Annotated in this window: 16 protein-coding genes and 2 pseudogenes; 5 read left to right on the plus strand and 13 right to left on the minus strand. The window is 42.6% G+C overall.

Going from position 1 to position 18,562, the window contains the following annotated elements; all coding sequences use genetic code 11:
* Positions 1–88: 88 nt before the first annotated feature.
* On the minus strand, positions 89–607 hold the full coding sequence (locus VSQ32_13310) for a nitroreductase family protein (protein MEH2943813.1): 519 nt from the start codon (positions 605–607) through the stop codon (positions 89–91).
* Positions 608–756: 149 nt separating this feature from the next.
* Here VSQ32_13310 and VSQ32_13315 point away from each other — a divergent pair, with 149 nt between their 5' ends.
* On the plus strand, positions 757–1,125 hold the full coding sequence (locus VSQ32_13315; protein MEH2943814.1) for a helix-turn-helix domain-containing protein: 369 nt from the start codon (positions 757–759) through the stop codon (positions 1,123–1,125).
* 285 nt (positions 1,126–1,410) lie between these two features.
* Here VSQ32_13315 and VSQ32_13320 read toward each other — a convergent pair whose 3' ends face one another.
* Together VSQ32_13320 and VSQ32_13325 are read right to left on the minus strand one after the other, a co-directional pair.
* The gene (locus tag VSQ32_13320; GenBank protein MEH2943815.1) at positions 1,411–2,724 is read right to left on the minus strand and encodes a M56 family metallopeptidase; all 1,314 of its coding nucleotides are present in this window, start codon (positions 2,722–2,724) and stop codon (positions 1,411–1,413) included.
* Between the two features lie 10 nt (positions 2,725–2,734).
* On the minus strand, positions 2,735–3,094 hold the full coding sequence (locus tag VSQ32_13325; protein MEH2943816.1) for a BlaI/MecI/CopY family transcriptional regulator: 360 nt from the start codon (positions 3,092–3,094) through the stop codon (positions 2,735–2,737).
* Between the two features lie 1,086 nt (positions 3,095–4,180).
* Here VSQ32_13325 and VSQ32_13330 point away from each other — a divergent pair.
* Entirely contained in the window at positions 4,181–5,284 is a 1,104-nt protein-coding gene (locus VSQ32_13330) for a hypothetical protein (protein MEH2943817.1), read from the plus strand.
* Positions 5,285–5,328: 44 nt separating this feature from the next.
* On the opposite strand, the gene VSQ32_13335 is transcribed toward VSQ32_13330, so the two are convergent.
* From VSQ32_13335 to VSQ32_13370, 8 genes and pseudogenes are all read right to left on the minus strand, one after another.
* Entirely contained in the window at positions 5,329–6,444 is a 1,116-nt protein-coding gene (locus tag VSQ32_13335) for a DNA cytosine methyltransferase (GenBank protein ID MEH2943818.1), read from the minus strand.
* A gap of 382 nt (positions 6,445–6,826) precedes the next feature.
* Positions 6,827–7,267, minus strand: a complete 441-nt coding sequence (locus tag VSQ32_13340) for a very short patch repair endonuclease (GenBank protein MEH2943819.1) — start codon at positions 7,265–7,267, stop codon at positions 6,827–6,829.
* Between the two features lie 511 nt (positions 7,268–7,778).
* Positions 7,779–8,978: a tyrosine-type recombinase/integrase gene (locus VSQ32_13345; GenBank protein ID MEH2943820.1), complete on the minus strand. Its 1,200-nt coding sequence runs from the start codon at positions 8,976–8,978 to the stop codon at positions 7,779–7,781.
* A 119-nt stretch (positions 8,979–9,097) separates the two neighbouring features.
* Complete coding sequence (locus VSQ32_13350) at positions 9,098–9,292, minus strand: excisionase (protein MEH2943821.1); 195 nt, start codon at positions 9,290–9,292, stop codon at positions 9,098–9,100.
* The gene (locus VSQ32_13355; protein ID MEH2943822.1) at positions 9,289–10,137 is read right to left on the minus strand and encodes an ATP-binding protein; all 849 of its coding nucleotides are present in this window, start codon (positions 10,135–10,137) and stop codon (positions 9,289–9,291) included. Before VSQ32_13355 ends, VSQ32_13350 begins: the two co-directional genes overlap by 4 nt.
* A complete protein-coding gene (locus tag VSQ32_13360) occupies positions 10,134–10,898 on the minus strand; it encodes a phage replisome organizer N-terminal domain-containing protein (GenBank protein MEH2943823.1) in 765 nt (254 codons plus the stop codon). Before VSQ32_13360 ends, VSQ32_13355 begins: the two co-directional genes overlap by 4 nt.
* 216 nt (positions 10,899–11,114) lie before the next feature.
* Positions 11,115–11,444 (minus strand): annotated as a pseudogene (locus tag VSQ32_13365) (HTH domain-containing protein).
* Positions 11,445–11,464: 20 nt separating this feature from the next.
* On the minus strand, positions 11,465–11,803 hold the full coding sequence (locus tag VSQ32_13370) for an HTH domain-containing protein (protein MEH2943824.1): 339 nt from the start codon (positions 11,801–11,803) through the stop codon (positions 11,465–11,467).
* Positions 11,804–12,227: 424 nt separating this feature from the next.
* Between VSQ32_13370 and mobC the strand changes: the two genes are divergently transcribed.
* Positions 12,228–12,569, plus strand: a complete 342-nt coding sequence (gene mobC, locus VSQ32_13375; protein MEH2943825.1) for a plasmid mobilization relaxosome protein MobC — start codon at positions 12,228–12,230, stop codon at positions 12,567–12,569.
* 307 nt (positions 12,570–12,876) lie between these two features.
* Here mobC and VSQ32_13380 read toward each other — a convergent pair whose 3' ends face one another.
* Positions 12,877–14,328, minus strand: a complete 1,452-nt coding sequence (locus VSQ32_13380; GenBank protein ID MEH2943826.1) for an IS5 family transposase — start codon at positions 14,326–14,328, stop codon at positions 12,877–12,879.
* Positions 14,329–14,622: 294 nt separating this feature from the next.
* Positions 14,623–15,468 (minus strand): annotated as a pseudogene (locus VSQ32_13385) (acyl-CoA dehydrogenase family protein).
* A 180-nt stretch (positions 15,469–15,648) separates the two neighbouring features.
* Between VSQ32_13385 and istA the strand changes: the two are divergent.
* Both istA and VSQ32_13395 read left to right on the plus strand, forming a co-directional pair.
* Positions 15,649–17,076, plus strand: a complete 1,428-nt coding sequence (istA, locus tag VSQ32_13390) for an IS21 family transposase (GenBank protein MEH2943827.1) — start codon at positions 15,649–15,651, stop codon at positions 17,074–17,076.
* Between the two features lie 160 nt (positions 17,077–17,236).
* Positions 17,237–18,553: an IS1380 family transposase gene (locus tag VSQ32_13395; GenBank protein MEH2943828.1), complete on the plus strand. Its 1,317-nt coding sequence runs from the start codon at positions 17,237–17,239 to the stop codon at positions 18,551–18,553.
* The last annotated feature ends 9 nt before the right edge of the window (positions 18,554–18,562 follow it).

An 18,562-nucleotide genomic window follows, 5' to 3' on the forward strand; every position in this document is an offset into this window, starting at 1 on the left:
TTCTCATCTTCTTCTATCCAGACTATACTGTCGGTTTTAGAATCTCACCCTGCCCTGCAGATGCCAGTATTAAGTTGTAAAAAACTGTCTATACCGTTTCGTAAGAAACCAGTTCTTCCACCGGGATTCTGGTCTGTGAGTGGCGCTCCGGGTCTGCCGCTTCCTCGTCCGAATACCCGACTGCAAGGATATTGACCGGCTCCAGATTTTCAGGAAGTCCAAACTCCCTGCTGATAACATCCGGCTTGAAATAGCAAATCCACACGGAGCCGAGCCCTAATTCCGTTGCCTGCAGCATCATGTGGTCTGTCAGTATGGAGGCGTCTATATCGGCGGTCTGCTTCTTATCAAACGGGCGCACCCATGCCTTTCCGTGGTCAGCGCAGACGATGACCGCCAACGGCGCTCCGTAAAGGTTCGCCCCTTTCCCGATCTTCGCAAGCCCCTCACTGCTCTGCACAACAATCAGCCGGACGGGCTGGAGGTTGGCCGCAGTCGGCGCAACGTGGGCGGCCTCCAGTATCTTTTTCAGCTTTTCCTCCTCCACCTTTCTGTCCTTATAGCCCCGGACGGAAGAGCGCTTCTTTGCAATTTCGATAAAATCCATAGTGGCAAATCCTCTCTTTCTATTGTATACTGAACGTGTTGGTCAACCGTTGACCTAAATTTTAGCAGGATACAGAAATTCTGCAAGAATGCACTTTTTGGGTAGATACTTCCCAAAAGGGTAGCTATAAAAAGGAGAGGATACAGATAATGGAATATTCAAAAGACCAGTTTAACTGCCCGGTGGAGGCCACGCTGTTTTTGATCGGCGGGAAATACAAGCCCCTCATCCTCTGGTACCTGATAGAAAAACCGCTCCACTACATGGAGCTGCAGCGCATGATCCCGAAAGCGACACCCAAAATGCTGTCGCAGCAGTTACATGATTTGGAAGAATGCGGGATGCTACACCGGGAAGTCATCCCGGACAAGCCGCCTCGGACACTGTACTCCCTCACCCCATTTGGCAGGAGCATTATCCCGGTGCTGGATGCCATGTGCGATTGGGGCGCGGGCTTTTTGGACGGGCTGGACATCCAGCCGCCATGCTGCACAAAAAAATCAGCAGGAGAACCTTGACTGGCTTTCCTGCATCCCACTCTTTTAAACAGCGCCAACAAATATGTTATTTAGTAGCTTTCTATTGTACGGAACAGCTCAGTCATCCTATCTTGTCATGTTCATAAATGGCATCTGCCATATCAGGAAACTGAAAAAGAGACATCAACAGCCCTTTTGCAATACCCTGCAAGACAACACCTAAGCCGATGTGTTAAAACGGAAAACCGCCGCATATGGAGTGAACCATAGCGGCGGTTACTTTTACATGGTTGCTTCATTACAAGCTATCCCGTCCCGGCATTTTTACTTCACAATATACGTCACAGGCGCAGAGGTATCTATGCCTTTATACATTTCCTCAAATCCCGCATAGCGATCCAAGCCTTTCTCCACATTTGCCTCCAATGCCCGGAAGTGTTCATCACGCTCTTCTTCTGTGTTAAAGTAGATAATATTGTCTCCAGACAGGTCATCTGCCAAAGCACTGGTTTTTTCTACAGGTGCGCCATAAATATCATCTGACTGCACCGGGACAGCCGTTTTCATATCTTCTGTGTCAGCACCCGCGGTTCTTCCACCGTCCTTGAAAAAAATCCCAAAACTGTCGTCAACCTGCGGAATGGAATCCGGCTTGGTTACTATTTCTGTCCCACTGCCCTGCCCCACAGATTCGGCCTGCTGTGCATTTGCAGAAGTGGCAAACGCTGTTGCAGTTCCTACAACAATAAATCCTGCCAAAACAAGTGAAAAAACTGTAGTTTTCTTAATCTTCATAATCGCAGTTATCCTTTCTTCAATCGCATTTTTGCTAAAACTACTGCACAGAGGGGTCAACCAGCTCCGTGTCTCCTCCATACTGATCAATGCCCGTGCATAGGCCGCTTTTGTATTTTCGCCGAAAAAGCGGACAACCGCCTCATCACATGACAGTTCAATATCCCTGTTCGCAAGGATATACATAACCCATACCAGCGGGTTGAACCAATGCACGCACAGCACCACGATCAAGACCAATTTCCTGATGCTGTCAAAACGCCGGATATGCACATATTCGTGGGCCAGAACATATGCCAATGAATCTGTATTTTCCCACTTTGTAGACGTAGGCATCAAAATCACCGGGTGAAGTACGCCATATGTAAGCGGTGCAGAAAACCGGCCAGACTGCCGGATGGAAATCCTGCGCCCCTGCTGATGGACGCTTAACCAGTTTTCAGTGAAGTCATTCCCCACCGGAATGGATGTCTGGAACTCCTTCCGACATTTCCAATATGCCAGACTAAAAAACACCGCACAGACCAACACGCCAGCAGCCCATACAACCGTCCATGTGGAAACCGCATTTGTGATGCTGTCCGGCATAGACGCTGCCTGCCCGGATGCCCCAATCGGCAGTACGCGAATGGCCTGTGAACCATTGCCAGGTGCATGACTACCCATCAGCGAATACACACTAAACGCAGACGGGATAGAAAAGGGAATCATCAGCCGCACAACTGATATCCACCAAAGTGCATTAAAAGCCTTTTTGGGTAACATATTGATTGCCAAAGCACGTATGACGATGACCGCTAAAATCAGTATGCCCCCGGTAAAACTCATCTGCAACAGACTCATTCACATCACCTCACTCCAGATCATTGACAATCTGTTTCAGCTTTTCAATTTGTGCGGCGCTCAACTTTTTCCTCCCCAGCAAAGCGGCAAACAGCTTATCAACGGAGCCGTCATACACTTTGTCAATCAGCTCATTTGTCTCTGCCTCCTGGACTTCCTCTTTCGGAACGAGCGCATGGCACATGAAACCGGGCTCAGAACGTTCAATCGCTCCTTTTTTAATACAACGCTTGATCAGGGTATAGGTTGTGTTTACATTCCATCCCAATTCCTCGGTAAGCAGCTTGGCGATATACTTAGCCGGAACATCGCCATCACGCCAAAGGACAGACATCACTTTCAGTTCAGAATCGAACAGCTTGACGTCCATTTAACAGCACCTCCTTTTTTAAGACTGTAGTAGTGGCCACGCATACATACTACCACAGTCTTAAACCTCCGTCAATACTACTGCGGTCTTAAAACTAAAAAATATTTCTTGAATATTTTGGAAAACGCAAAATGAAATAGATATGATTCAATAAGATATGCCTTATATTATCACGCAAAACTCCATATTATCACGGAAACTCATATACAAACACGGAAACTCCATGCAGTTTCCGTGTTTGTATTATATCTCCCGTTTATCGACAGCATTTTCAGCCAAACTGATAACCTTTTCCACACAAAACGCTAATATCCTACACCCTTTTACCTTTCCGTTTTATACTATCACGGAAACCCCCGACTTTTGCGTGAAAGTATACTTTTGCCTGATAGTACGATTTTATCCCCTATCGCCATCCTATCAGCGGCATCAAGAAACACAAAAATAGGGGCCCACCACCCACCGTGATGAACCCCACCAAGCCTAAAAAACCTTGATTTTAAGCCATTCTTCAATACTTTCGCCTGCGAGTACCAAAATTCCTATGGCATTATTTGGAAATTGCCGCCTGTGCCGCTGTTAAATATTTTTTTATCACCCCCAGTACAAGGCTCTCCCCGCCCCATTCAAACCTTTTAACGATTGCCTGCTATCGTTAAAAGGAGGTGCAAATTTTGAAGACGAAACAGCCCCCGCAACAGAAAAAAGGCCAAAAAAGCCAAAAAATAAAACCGCCGAATCCGTAGAAAGGCTTATTTCCACGCATTTTAGCAGTTTTCCATTGTATCAATTTCGGTGTTGCGATGTTCCCTTGTATCTGTGGATGTTTTCCTGATTTTACGTTATTTGTAATCAGAAATTGTGAGGCTATATGGCATTTTGTAAATCTTGTTATCTTATAACAATTCGAGCTATTTTAGGTTTTTATCGTTTATAAAACCTTATAAAATTCAATATTTTTTGCATAATTCGCTATATTTTATAAAAATTTAATATTTTTCACAGGTTTTTATCATATGCAAAACCCAAAAAGTGTGATATGATGCATTTATCAAAAAATTATTACACATTTAAAGGAGGGAAAATATGAGCATAATTACAGAAAGCGGAATAACAGTTGCGAACATGGTCAATCTACTTAGTTCTCTTCCCAAAGGAACAGAATATCCATACATTAACGCTTCAACACATACAGTTGTTACAATCGAAGAAATCATTCAGCCCTACGGTCCTATTACTATTAAACGCTGGGACCCAACAAAAAGCGAAACTAAAAATACAGCAGAACCCCAGTCAATTTCAACTGCAATGATGAATCGTGTCGCAAATGCAATAACAAGCGGAACTCCCATTAATATTGACAGACTTTTAGGTGCGTCTTACAACACCAGATCTGCGTTAGAAACTCTTTTATGTCATACCCCACCGTTTTACTATTGTTATCCTGGAAGAATTGAATTAATTCATGGAAAAACAAAAATCAAAGCAGGACACAAACATGTGATATATTTACCGGAAACCCCTCATGACAAAGGCGTATTATGCGAAAAGAAATTAGAACACCTTGAGATTAATGAAATACCATCAAAAAACGTTGTATACAACGCTTTAGAGTTGCCTGCCCACACTCCAAAATCCGGCAGAGTAGACACAGATGAGAACAGAATCCATTCACAAATGCAAATGGCCATTTATGAAATCGGATGTAGTTTATCCCTTAAAACTTTCATCGCACAAAATGATATTGGCATACGATACAAAGGGAAAATGTTATCTGAGCATGAAAACATTGTTACGAAACTTAACGAGGTTCCCACAATAGGAGCTTTTGATGGTGCGGCCGATGCCGGAAAACTCATTGATGCAATCTGGTTAGGGAACAAAAGCATTCCCGCTGTTTTTGAAGTAGAACAATCTACAGGAGTCACTTCAGGATTAACCCGTATGTCAAATTTCAAGAAGACTCTTCCAGAATATCGTGGTATGAGATATATCATTGTTGCGCCTGACGAATACCGTGAAAAAGTAACTCGTGAAATTAACAAGCCAGAATTCGCCCATCTTCACGCATTTTATTTCCCATATTCAGCAGTCAGCGAACTGCTGGGGCTTTGCCAGGAACGCAAACTCAAAGGAGTTACTGAAGCTTTTATTGAAACTTTTTTAGATGATGTTTTTGCGAATAACTAAAAGTGAGCCTGCACCCCGGTTATGAGGTACAGGCTTCTTTTTAGTTACCGTTCAATATTCATTTCTGCTAAATAGTCATGTATTGCCCTGGCAATTCCACTTGACAACATATATGGAACACCATTTCCAATTGTTTTAAACATCGCTGTCAATGTCATATCTGGCGGCAAAACAAATGCTTCTGGAAGTGACTGAATCGCTAATGCTTCTGCTGCTGACAAACGCCTTGCATGATACGGATGAAGGTGGACTTCATTGTTGCCATAAGCTGCAGTCGGAGAATACCTCCACCTATGAAGACGCTTATAGCACTTTTTACTAACATCACCCTCTTGGTATAATTGCATTTTAGCAAGTCCGCCTCTAGGCACAAAATGATGTGATGCATTTGGGTGAGTTTCCACATGATTCCGTTCAAACCAATATTGAACTGTCAACTCTGCCGGAATGCCAGCCGGCATTGCTCTTTTTCCGCCTTCTTCAAAATTCTGATTTTCTGGCCAATGGTATGCATTGATCTTATCCATCGTGTGTACTTGGTATCTCAGCCAAGGAAAATCTAATATTTCGTTCCCTATATGTTCTTCACCTAATAACTCATTCTTAATTCCAAAAAACAAAACTCTTTCTCTATCTTGAGGCGCTCCAAATTCAAGAGCATTAGTGAGCCGTTCAGTAGTACTGTATCCCGCCGAATGAATCATTTCTTTCAATTCGTCAAAAAAAGCCCTGTGGCGTTTAGTACTCCATAATCCTTTCACATTTTCAAAAAGAAAAAAATCTGGCTGTCTTTGCACAATCAAATTAATATAAGAAAGTGACAATTTCCCATTATCCCCTTCCCGGCCACGATTTTTTCCCGCAATCGAAAAATCAGGACAGGGCGGTCCTCCTATAAATCCAACCAATTCACCCTGTACTCTTATTGCTTCCATGTTCCTGCTGAGTTCATCACGTCTCTCAGCATCGGTCAAAAATACATTTACATCTCCATTATAATAGCCATATTCTGGCGGGTCTATTCCCATATTTTCTCTTGCATACTGGTATGCTCTCATAAATTCGGGGTCAAACTCATTTACAAATGCCACATCAAAACCATTTGTTTCAAATCCTAAATCTAAAAAGCCACTCCCAGAGAAGAAAGAAAAAATTTTCATTCTGTCATCTCCTTTATATATCGTTCGAATTATCAGCTTGCCATGTCTTTCTCTACGTGAAGAAAAGCAAAAAACACTCCTCCTTTCACAGGCATATTCTGCTTTCATATATCCCGTAAAAGGCTGAAAAATGCAAGTTTTATTTTATAATCATCAAAGATTTTCCTCAATCTAGCCTAAAAAGACCAGTATATCAAGTATATCAAATTGTTCTTGCTTTTACAATCACTTTCCGATTTTATGTGGTATACATACTTACCATTTTTTATTAATCACTCAATCTGACGTAGTAATAATGACAACCTCAATCAATGTACAAAAGAGCCGTAGATAACGACTCTCTTATGACAGGCTGGGTATACAATTAAATGCCGCTTTCCTATTACAATTCACTCTTTTCAATCAATTCATCAAAAATAGCTTCTTGTATTACCCGAACACACTCCTCTGGATTTTTCTTGATATCCTTTCCCCAAAAACGTATAACTTTCCACCCAAGATACTGAAGTTCTTTCTCCACTTCACTATCCCTAGCCATGTTTCTCTCGATTTTCTTTATCCAATATTCTCCTTTGTCAGAACGGCCTAGCCGAGTTTTCAAGGCATCCCAGTCTTTACCATGAAAAAATTCGCTATCACAAAAGACTGCTATTTTGTATCGCACCAGCGCTATATCTGGCTTCCCAGGAAGTTTTTTATAATTTTTTCGATATCTGTATCCCTTTCTCCATAAAACTTTCCTTAATGCCAGCTCAATTGAAGTGTCTTTTGATTTGATATTCTGCATATTCTTACGCCGCTGTTCTTTTGTAAGAACATCCATATTACCACCACATTTCTGCTTTTAACACTTTTATTATTCAACTATTTATTTGCCTTATATTTTAACACTTCACTAAATCGTTTTCTTTTCAAATGTACCTATTTGAAACAACCATTTATTTGGAACTTTAAAATTTTTATACCATATAACGATACAATCACAATTTAACGATTCCTACTACCTTTTAACGATTATCTACATTTCCTGTTTTTCATTCCCTCATTCGTAGTTTTACCGTAGTCCAAGTATTATTTGTTTGCCAAGGTATGCCCAAGTTTGCCCCGAAGTGCCGAATTATGCGGTTTTTACCTTACTCCTGCCGTGGCAGATGAATAATATTTTAATCATATCTTTTATATCCCTTCATAAGCCTTCAAACCTTGATATTTCAAGCTTTTCGGCGCTTTTTTCATTTTTGGTTTTTTACCCTTAATCTGTGTAATTCGTTATAAATCTACGCAAATTTACGGGCAAATGGTGTAGTAATTGGTGTAGTAGATTGGTGTATTTCTCAACCTGATTTTCTCTGTTTTCCATGCATATCAGTTTCTTTGAAGTCCAATATCTTCGCCATCTGCTCCGCAGCACGGTCATAGCTGGCATGAGTATAAACATTCAGTGTAACACCTACATCGGAATGTCCCATTACATACTGCAAGGTCTTAATATCCATGCCTGCATTTGCCATATTGGTACAGAACGTATGCCGGAATACATGAGGTGTGATATGCGGCAATGGTTTTTCAGGATAAAGTTTCTTGTATTTCTTCATTGCCCACCGCATTTCGTTTTCAATATGCAGCGCCACTTTCGGCTTATCATCTTTGTCCAGCAAAAGAAAGCAGCTGTATCCGTCAACAATCATTTCTGTTTTCAACTTCTTACGATTGACAAGGATATTTTTCAGACTTCGATAAACTTCTTCTGTCATCGGAATAAAGCGGCATCCGCACTCAGTTTTTGTTTTCTCAACATAATACTTTCCGCCCCGTTCCCTGACAAGCTGATGATCCACACGGATTTTCCGGCTTTCAAAATCTAAATCACTTTTTGTCAAGCCACAAAATTCGCTGACACGCATTCCCGTTCCTAATAGTACGACAAATTCATCATAATACTTTGCATAGGTTTTATCATTTCGGATAAACCCCATCCAAAGCTCCTGCTGTTCCTCTGTCATGGCGATACATTTTTGTGAATCGTTTGGCACAACATCAACCAGCTTAAAATCAAATGGATTCCTGCGGATAATGTCCTCATTATATGCCATCTGAAAAGCAGGCTTTACAACGCCCCTGACACTTGTAATGGTACTGTATCCTTTTCCGTCATTATGTAGCTTCATAATCCACTGCTGGGCGTCCGACACTTTAATATCCCTTATCTGCCGATACCCGAAGTCCTCTTTTTTAATTAGATTCAGCACAAAATTGTATCCGACTTTGGTATTGTAGCGTACACCCTGTTTCAAACTGATATAGCGCTCCAAGAGGGCAATAACGGTAACTTCGCCGGCGGCATAGTCAATCCCTTCGTCAAGCTGCTTCTGGATCATCTTTTCCTTTTCCCGCAGTTCCTTCAAATCAGAGGAATAAATGGTCTGCCGTTTTCTGTGGATATCCGTATAGCGGTACTGATAAATCAGGTCTTTTCTCTGGCTCTCTCCTGTCTTTAAGATTCGTCCTTTATTGTCTTTCCGTTTCTCAGACATTTTCAAACTCCTTTCCGTAGTGGAAAGGGCCTTGATATGACTCATTCATTGTACCATACCAAAGCTGATTTTACACCACAAGTTTCACAAAAATGCAAGAAATAAGATAACCACCTTTGTCAGATAGAATATTCCTGCTCGATATACTGATCGAACAAGCGGCGTTTGATTAACCGCTTATTGCCAACCCACAAAACAAAACGGCAGTTTTTCTCATTGGTAAGCTCACGCAGTTTATTGACACCAATTCCTGAATAAGCCGCTGCTTCTTCAAGGCTTAAATTGCTTTTTTCCCAAATAGGAACTTCTTTCACTGACTTTCGCCTCCCTCCAAGAGTTTCTTTAGGCGTTCCATTTTCTGTTGTGCCGTTATTTTGCGGAAATCGCCGCCAGTAAAGCGAACAGGCACACACATTTCAAGCAGCCTGCCATAAATACGTGCGTGTGGCACGTCCGCCGGATTCCTAAGCTGCTCCGGCGTAAGGTTCGTCGTTGCGATTAACGGTTTTTTGCTGATATACCGGCTGTCTATCACGTTGTAGACCTGCTCAAGTCCGTATTCCGTACCCCTCTCCATGCCGAAATCATCAAGGATAAGCAGGGGATAGGAACAAAGCCTTACGATGTATTCATTCCTGTTTTCCGAGCCGTAGAAAAGGTTGTTCAAAATCGTTGCAAAGTTCGTCATGCAGACGGGTATCTCCTTCTCCATAAGGGCGTTGGCGATACAGCCTGCAAAATAGCTTTTCCCTGATCCGACATTCCCCCACAGCAGGTAGCCGAGGTTTTCAGACCGCACCGTTTCCCATTTCTCCACATAGGAGTACGCTTTCCCTATCTGCGGGCATTTCCCGTTGTCATTTTCAAAAGTCCAGTGACGCATGGCAGGATTGGAAAAGCCTTCCCGTTTCAGACGTTCCACTTCGGCATTGTGCTTTTCGTCCGCATCCCTTTTTTCCATCCTTTCACGCTCTGCCCTGCGGCAGTCGCATTCAGACGGGTGACGGTCACGCCCGAACAATGCCTTTCCCTGTGGGAAATAGGCTTCTTTCGGTTTATGGCATTTCCCACAGTACAGTAACCCGTCCTCCCCTTTGTAATCCTCCGGCTCCTGCGTAGCGTCTATCATATTCAGAATCGTATCAGTTAAACCGTTCATAAGCTGTCCGCCTCACTGTATGAATAATCAGGCATCCCTTTCTTTGGTGCTGCCTTTCCAATGTCCTCCTGCGCCCATTTGTAAATCGTGGCGGCATGGTTATTGTACTGTTTCCCGCTTGAAGCGATATGTAAAGACAGGCGGTCAATGTAATATCCCCACTTGTCGGGCAGTTCTGATTTCAGACCGTTAATCTCTGCATCAGAAAGAAAAACATTATTAAATCTCCCATAAGCGGCGGGGGCGGGCGTTCCGTTCTCTCCCTCTCCCTCTTTCTCTAACTCTTTATCTCTCTCTAACTCTTTATCTCTCTCTACGCGGCAAATCTGTTTCAGATTGTTGCAGTCTGTTTCATTTGTGTTGCATTGCAACGCTTTCTGTCCAAAGGCAAGCTGTTTTTTCCGCTCCCTACACTCCCTTGAACGTATGGTTGACGCTGTTTCCGAGCCGATGATTGTCGGCACTTCCGTGAGCTGGTACTCGTCATCATCGCCAATCTCTATCAAACCATGCCGCTGTAAAAATGCAAGCGTCAGCTTCACGTTCTCTGCGTCCTCGTCAAGTGCAAGGGCAATCTCCGAAGCGAAGTTATCCTCCACGCCCTCAAAGTAAAGTTTCCCTTCGTCCTTCAGCGAAAGCAGCATCATTTTCAGGTAGATAATCGTGTGCGTATCTCCGCCCGCTATGGAGCGTAACTTCTTGATGCGCTTACCTGAAAACCAGTCCGCTTTCAGTTTCAGCCAGTAATACCTCTTTGCCATAAATGCCTCCTTAAACGCACAAAAAGGACAGCCCAGACTTTTCCCATAAGTCTGTGACTGCCCTTGCGCTGTGTTAGTTATTTTTGAGTGCAATCCCGCACTCTGCTTTAACAAAAATCCCTTAAAAACTTTCTGCAAACAGTTGGGAAGAATTGCAGGATCATATACGGGATTTATGTATTCAGTTTTTGATTGCTAGCATTAAATGTATCTGCCCTAAATTTTCAGCTTGTCCGCACCATATTTGTGAATGATACGGAACAGTATTTCTTTCTCTTTCCCCTCTGCTTTATCATATAAACCTCACAGGGTTTTCTGTTCCGTCAGTGTGAGGGTGTTGGTATAGGGCTTGTAATTTTCCGTAATAAAAACCCCGCCGCCCTCGCCCAGCTTTGTGTAAACCGGATAATCAAAAGACAGTGCGATAACATCATTCATTATCGTGCGCCTTGAAACATCCAGTTCCCATGCAAGCTCCCTCATTGTCATATGCTCTTTGGCGGATAAAATACTGATGATTTCCATTCTCCGGTGTGCAGTGTCCATGCCACGCCTCCCGATATTTTCTATGTAAAACTTCCGCAGTACGGTCCAAATTCATGTATGATTGATAAAACAATTTTCCTGTCCTCTGAACCACAGGTCACAGCAACTTTTTCCAAGCATTCCAACTGTTCCTGCGTGAGCGTGTTCTGGTGCTGCCCCACACCGTCCGTAAGGAGATAACCGCCGTCATATCCCTGTTTTGTGATAACGGGGAGTTCTTCGCCTATGATGTCAAAATCCCTGCGTATGGCTTTCCTGCCAACACCGAACATCTTCATCATTTCCAATGTGGTCAGCTTTTTTCCCGACAGCAGCATACGCTCTATGTCACGCCGCCGCTGGAATGTGTTGTCCTTCATGTTTCACCTCCTTCCGCTGTTTGATTCCCTGTGGCTATTATAGAAAAAGTAATGTTCCCCCTATGGCTACCTTCCTCAAAAAAATCTGGTTATTTTTTCAAAAAAGGTAAAAGTTATACCGACTTTTTTCCGAAAGAATCCCGTATTTATCAGTGCTGCCCAAAAAGTCGGTATAACGTCATAGCAAGCACTGCCTGTGTTCCCTCACAGGCTGAATTTTTCCAATTTTCCCGAAAGCGGAAACTTGAAAAAATTGCTTGTAGAGGGAAGTTTCCCCCTAGCCCCCTCTGCTCTCAAAAATTACGAAATGTCCTTTCGGAATTTCTGATTTTTTTCACTCATTTTTTTGCACGAATATCCCCCGTAACGGAATAGAAGATAGTGTAAAATTTTTTCATAATCCCATTACAGAAAGGACGCAAAAATGGCAAACAGAGAACGCAAAAACGAGTTGAAAATATATCTAAGTGACGATGAACAATACATACTGGAGCAGAAAGTCAAAGCGTCCGGAATGAAAAGCAAATCTGCTTTCCTGCGCCGCCAAATCTTGTACGGTTTTGTCTATGACATTGACTATTCCGAACTTCGGGAATACAACGCCGCACTCGGAAGAATCGGCAATAATCTGAATCAGATAGCAAAGCGCATGAATGCCACAGGAAACGTCTATGCTGCCGATGTAAAGCAGGTAAAGGAGCTGATGAAAAAAGTGTGGGATACACAAAAGTCCATGCTCTCAAAACAGCCATACATGAAGCTATAAACCAAATCTGAAACCTCTGCCGGAGCAATACTGCGTTAGCTTGTTTTTCTTTATAAATCCACGAAAAAGAAACCGCAAAAAAATTTGAAAACACACAAAATTCGACATTAAAAAAGGTGTATCGTCTTAAAGTTTTTGCTTCATTTCGATACACCTTGATGTGTAAATCTTCCAATATTCTTTTGTTCTAAACCTATGTATTTTTCGTTTTATTTTCATTCTGTGTCTTTCCCCAATCTGAATGTAATTGATAAGCTGTTTCAAGCATAATCAAATCAGCAAATAAACTTTAAGTAGTGTCTGCTGATTAAGTAGCTATCTGCAACTTCCAACTCTTACATCTGCTCCGGTCATGCCAGAATCGGAACAGATGCAAAAGAGCGCAAAGTATTCGCCTCTGAATCCTGAACAGATTCGTCACGAATACAGATAATGCAATAGAAGTCAGCTGCGTTTCTTCCAGTTTTGTGGTAATGCAGCTCATACCATAGCAGCGTTTGCTCAGGCTGAAGGTGCGCTCCACTTCGATTCTATCGGTATTATCCTGATACTCTTGCTTTTTATCAACTTTTGCTGTGGCACTTGGTCTGCCCAGCTTTGGACCTGATAACCGGATCCCATGCTCCTTGCAATAACTCCTGTTTTCCCTGGTCCGATATATCTGATCTGCCAGAACACGTTCCGGATAATAACCAGTACGTTCTTTGAAACGCTCTATTGCTTCAATCAGGCAGGTACTCTCGTTGTATGCCTCAAAAGATATTTTTTCGATACGCCCGTAACCTTCGCTGTCAAGACTGAGATCAAATTTTGCACCAAATTCAACAGGTGCTTTGACCTTACCTCTGACAATCGGTCGAAGCCATGGCTGCGCAATGCTTACAATGCGATGCTCCACAGAATGGACTCTGTTATCATACATATACTGTTGCTGTTCATGCAGCTTGATGATGGTAAGATACAAGTCGATATCCTTACCTGCCATGGCGTATCCATCACTCATGAACTGTTCCAAATAGCCAAGATCTCTTTTCACATAGCCAAGCTGTCTGCGGATTGCGCTGCGGATTTTCTTTGCCGTGTGCTTTCTGCTCTTGGCAAATGCAAGATACTCTTTTCTGGCGCGTTTGCGGTATCTTCTGGGCAGCTTAAGACCATAACATTTACAAAATCGGTAAATGATGTTTTCCAGCTTCTCTCTTGCTTCGTTCAAAAGCGAGATGTCCTGCGGATAACGTATGTTTGCAGGTGCACAGGTTGCATCAAGGGTCAGCGTTCCTTTGTTTGTATCTTCTTTTGCAGTACCATCATCACCGGATTTTCCTACGGATGGAGGAGTATGGTCATCTTTGTCATCATCCTTATGGGAAAGAAGATACTCGTTTACTTCCATCAGCATCTCTGCGGAAATGCGTTTACGGAAGAGAACCAGTGTACTTGCATCAAACGGAGCTTCTTCCCGAAATCCAGGAAGCCCGATAAAGTATTGCAGATACGGATTCTCTGCGATCTGTTCTACAAGCTCACGGTCGGAATACTGGAACTTGGTCTGGATGATCAGAGCTCCTAATGCCATACGAAGAGGCTTGGCAACATTGCCCGTATCACTTGGAAACAGCTTGGCATATTTTACTTCAAACTCGTCCCATGGGATGCGGTCAGCCAGTTTGATCCAACGGTTATCCGGATTCATGTGGAGTCCCATAGGCTGGTTGAAATCGAGGAATGAATGCTGTAACTTGTCAATCGGTTTGTACATTGTTTTAGCTCCTTTATACTCAAAATCTGTAAAAAACTGCAAGAAAAACGATTTGTTTTCGTCAAAATCCTTGCAATTATTGTACCAGAAAACGGGGCAAAAGTCAGTAAAATCAAGTGTTTGCAACCTAATCAGCAGACACTAAGTATAATAGGAAAACGGTAGCAACTCAGGCTACCGTTCCTTATCTAAAAAGTGTGCATAGCTGTCACAATAAATGCTGTTATTATATTAAAGACCAGCCCACTCCTCTTTGCATTTGATTACCACTGTATATAATCATGCGCCGTTAATTTACTTAACGCCCATCCATGAAGATATGACCATTCTCTGTACTTCACTCGTACCCTCATAAATCTCTGTAATCTTTGCATCACGCATTAAACGCTCAAACGGAAAATCTCTTGAATATCCGTCATAACCTGCAAGTTGAGCGCAACGACGTGTCACATTTGTAGCGGCTTCTGCCGCATATAGTTTACCCATAGCCGCAAGATGTGAAAATGGCTCATGATCCTGTTTTGCCTGTGCGGCACGATATACTAATAAACGGGCTGCATCAACTCTCGCCTGCATATCAGCAAGTTCAAACTGCGTAAACTGATATTGTGAAATTCTTTGTTCTCCCTGCATATGTTCCGTAACATATTTTTTGCAATGGTCAATCGCCCCCTGCGCTATCCCCAATGCCTGTGCAGCTACACCAATACGTCCGCCATCCAAGGTCATAAGAGCCATCTTAAAGCCTTTTCCTAATTCGCCTAACAGATTTTCTTTCGGAATTTTACAGTCTTGAAAAACCAATTCATATGTGGCAGAACCGCGAATCCCCATTTTCTTTTCCTTTGTTCCAAAAGTAAAGCCGGGAGTTCCTTTTTCTACGATAAAACCGGATATACCCCTGCTGCGTTGGCTTTTATCTGTCATGGCTGTTACAAAATAGGTATCAGCATAGAATCCGTTTGTAATAAAGATTTTTGAACCATTCAGCAGCCAATAATCCCCTTTGTCAACGGCTGATGTCTGCTGGTTGCCTAAGTCACTGCCCGCAGACGGTTCTGTTACTGCAAATGCCCCAAGCTTTTCTCCCTTCAAAAGCGGAACAAGGTATTTCTGCTTTTGTTCTTCTGTACCAAACTCTGAATGATTATTCCGGGGTTCTCTGAGCCACCTGTCCGGACTTTGAGAGCCACCATTCCGGAGAATGGGAGCCACATATTCCGGTAATTCAGAGCCACAATAAAGGCTCTATTACATATATTTCCTTTATACTGTAGATACACACCGTTGGTGTGAATACAGATAAAGGAGGTCGTAATTATGACCAAATATCGTGAAATCCTACGTTTGAAAAGCTTAGGATTCAGTGAGCGGAACATCGCACAGAGTTGTGGTGTGTCCAGAAACACAGTCGCCAAGGTTCTGAAAAAAGCAGCGGAAATAAATCTTTCATGGCCGCTGGATTTTGACATGACCGACAGCACACCAGAGGAGCTGATGTTCCCTAAAGATAAGTCAGCAACGAATAAACGTATGCCTGACTTTGACTACATCCGTAAAGAACTTCTACGGAATGGAGTCAATAAAAAGCTTCTCTGGGTAGAATACTGTGAGGAATGCCGTATGAACGGCGAAGAACCTCTGATGTATTCCCAGTTCTGCTACTACATCCAAAAGGATGAAGAAAAACGCAGGGCTACCATGCATATCCCGGGAAAACCAGGTGAACAGATTGAAGTTGACTGGGCAGGTGATCCCGCCCACATCATTGATCCAGATACTGGAGAAATCACAAATGCATGGATATTTGTAGGTGTATTAACTTACAGTCAATACACTTTTGTAAAAGCATACATGAATGAGAAAACAGGCAGCTGGATCAAAGCTCATGTCCAGATGTTTGATTTCTTTGGTGGTGTTACACCGATGCTCGTCTCAGATAACTGCACAACAGCGGTAAATCATGAAAAGAGTGACTGGTATACCACTGCATTAAACACAACTTATCACGAGATGGCAGAACATTATAATCCTGCCATCATTCCGGCCAGAGTCCGGAAACCCAAGGATAAACCAGATGTAGAAGGATCTGTAGGGAAAATATCCACTTGGATAACTGCAGCCCTTCGTAATGAACAGTTTTTCTCTCTTACCGAATTGAATGATTCTATCCGAGAAAAACCGGATGCCTATAATGCTCGTAAATTCCAGAAAAAGGAATGTAGCAGGCTCAGTTTATTTCTTGGGGAAGAAATGCCATTACTGGCGTCGTTGCCTGCTACACCTTTTGAACTGGCTGAATGGAAACAAGCCACTGTCCAGTTTAACTATCACATCGCAGTAGACAAGATGTACTACTCCGTGCCTTATCAGTATATCAAAAATAAGGTTGATGTGCGTATAACAGATACAACGGTCGAAATATTTTATAATCACAATCGGATTGCCTCCCACCGACGGCTTCATGGAAGAAGCGGTCAGTATTCTACTGTGATAGAACATATGCCACAGGAGCACCAGGAATATCTGGAGTGGAATGGTAACCGGTTCCGCAAATGGGCTGATTCGATTGGAATTAACACAAGTAAGGTTGTCGATGCAATACTTACCTCCGGTAGGGTTGAACAGCAATCCTATAGAAGTTGTATGGGATTGTTGAAACTGGCAGAGAAATATTCGCCAGAAAGGCTGGAACAGGTCTGCACCAGGGCGCTTTCCTATTCTGGTAAACCCAGTTATAAAACCTAAATTATTCACCGATACACGGTAAAAGTGACTCAAAGTCCCATAGTTATTGTATTTAAGCTGTTTATTGCATTTCATCTATTAAATGAATAAAAAAAGAGCATCCAGTTGTGGTAAAATTAAGGTGTTCAATGTCTTAATAATCACACAAAAGGAGCCCTTTATGGATATTTTAAACACCTTATCACTAAAAAGCAATAGACAGATTAAAATAAATTTTAACGGCGGCGATCTATCCTCCGATGCAGGACTTCTTCTTATAAAAGAATTCGCTGCAAAAATCGGCTTTGCAAAGCTGATCAAAAAGATATTTAAGACCGATGATAAATCGATCCGCTTCCACAAGGATAACGAAAACCTTATGCAGATGCTCTATCAGATTATCTCCGCATATTTTCAAGATGACTGCGCTGACGAGCTAACTTCGGATCCTGTTTTTAATGCCATTCCTGAAAAGAAAAGTCTGGCATCGCAGCCTACATTATCAGGATTTTTCAACCGTATGAACGAGGATACCCTCATACAGTTCGATGACATTGATAAAAGCCTCAGGGATATCATCTATTCTATAAAGCGGCCGGAACATATGCTTTTTGACTTGGACAGCACCCTGTTTGGCACTTACGGCAAGCAGGAAGGAGAAGGCTTCAACTTCCATTATCAGGCACATGGCTATCATCCGTTACTGTGCTATGACGGATTGACCGGCGATCTGCTCAAAGCACAGCTGCATGACGGAACACTCCACTGCAGCAATGATACGGATAAATTTATGGAATCCCTCTTTCTGGAATACATGGAAAGAGGAATAAAAACTTATCTTCGCGGCGACAGCGGATTCTCATCTCCAAAACTTTATAAAACCTGTGAGATGAATGGCTGTTCCTATGCCATCCGCTTAAAACAGAATTCTTCACTTATTGCCCTTGCTTCGGATAAAGATGAAGATTTGTACAAAGCATCCAAAGAGGACCAGATCAGCTATAGAGCAACTTATGGTGAATTCCTGTATCAGGCTGGTACATGGGAATATCCGAGACGTGTGGTTTTCAAAATTGAGAAACCATACGGTCAGCTTATACACATGCACACCTTTATTGTTACAAACATGGATATGGAGCCCTGTCAGATCATTCAGTTTTACTGTGGCCGCGGCAGGATGGAAAACTTTATCAGGGAAGGCAAAAGCGGATTTGACTTTGCCGCTGTCAGCAGTCATTCCAAAGTAGTAAATGCCAACCGAATGCGGATTCACATGCTTGCGTACAACTTATTCAATTGGTTCAGGCGACTGGTACTTCCGGCAAATATGCGAAAGCAACAGGTTAATACCATTCGATTAAAGCTGATAAAAATTGCTGCGAGAGCAGTCCGTTCAGCAAGATATATCACATTCAAGCTGTGCAGCAGCTGTCCCTATAAAAAGGAATTCTACGGGACACTGGAGAACATCCGGCGACTGACCGTACAGTTGGAATAGCAACTATTA

The sequence above is a fragment of the Lachnospiraceae bacterium JLR.KK002 genome (assembly GCA_036941025.1).
In the GTDB taxonomy this organism is placed as follows: domain Bacteria; phylum Bacillota; class Clostridia; order Lachnospirales; family Lachnospiraceae; genus Petralouisia.

Excerpts from the sequence above, each read along its gene's own strand:
- VSQ32_13330 (MEH2943817.1), top strand. The coding sequence starts at position 4,181 with ATGAGCATAATTACAGAAAGCGGAATAACAGTTGCGAACATGGTCAAT.
- VSQ32_13340 (MEH2943819.1), bottom strand. The coding sequence starts at position 7,267 with ATGGATGTTCTTACAAAAGAACAGCGGCGTAAGAATATGCAGAATATC.
- VSQ32_13325 (MEH2943816.1), bottom strand. The coding sequence starts at position 3,094 with ATGGACGTCAAGCTGTTCGATTCTGAACTGAAAGTGATGTCTGTCCTT.
- VSQ32_13360 (MEH2943823.1), bottom strand. The coding sequence starts at position 10,898 with ATGGCAAAGAGGTATTACTGGCTGAAACTGAAAGCGGACTGGTTTTCA.
- VSQ32_13395 (MEH2943828.1), top strand. The coding sequence starts at position 17,237 with ATGGATATTTTAAACACCTTATCACTAAAAAGCAATAGACAGATTAAA.
- istA (MEH2943827.1), top strand. The coding sequence starts at position 15,649 with ATGACCAAATATCGTGAAATCCTACGTTTGAAAAGCTTAGGATTCAGT.
- VSQ32_13310 (MEH2943813.1), bottom strand. The coding sequence starts at position 607 with ATGGATTTTATCGAAATTGCAAAGAAGCGCTCTTCCGTCCGGGGCTAT.
- VSQ32_13315 (MEH2943814.1), top strand. The coding sequence starts at position 757 with ATGGAATATTCAAAAGACCAGTTTAACTGCCCGGTGGAGGCCACGCTG.
- mobC (MEH2943825.1), top strand. The coding sequence starts at position 12,228 with ATGGCAAACAGAGAACGCAAAAACGAGTTGAAAATATATCTAAGTGAC.
- VSQ32_13370 (MEH2943824.1), bottom strand. The coding sequence starts at position 11,803 with ATGAAGGACAACACATTCCAGCGGCGGCGTGACATAGAGCGTATGCTG.
- VSQ32_13320 (MEH2943815.1), bottom strand. The coding sequence starts at position 2,724 with ATGAGTCTGTTGCAGATGAGTTTTACCGGGGGCATACTGATTTTAGCG.
- VSQ32_13335 (MEH2943818.1), bottom strand. The coding sequence starts at position 6,444 with ATGAAAATTTTTTCTTTCTTCTCTGGGAGTGGCTTTTTAGATTTAGGA.
- VSQ32_13380 (MEH2943826.1), bottom strand. The coding sequence starts at position 14,328 with ATGTACAAACCGATTGACAAGTTACAGCATTCATTCCTCGATTTCAAC.
- VSQ32_13355 (MEH2943822.1), bottom strand. The coding sequence starts at position 10,137 with ATGAACGGTTTAACTGATACGATTCTGAATATGATAGACGCTACGCAG.
- VSQ32_13345 (MEH2943820.1), bottom strand. The coding sequence starts at position 8,978 with ATGTCTGAGAAACGGAAAGACAATAAAGGACGAATCTTAAAGACAGGA.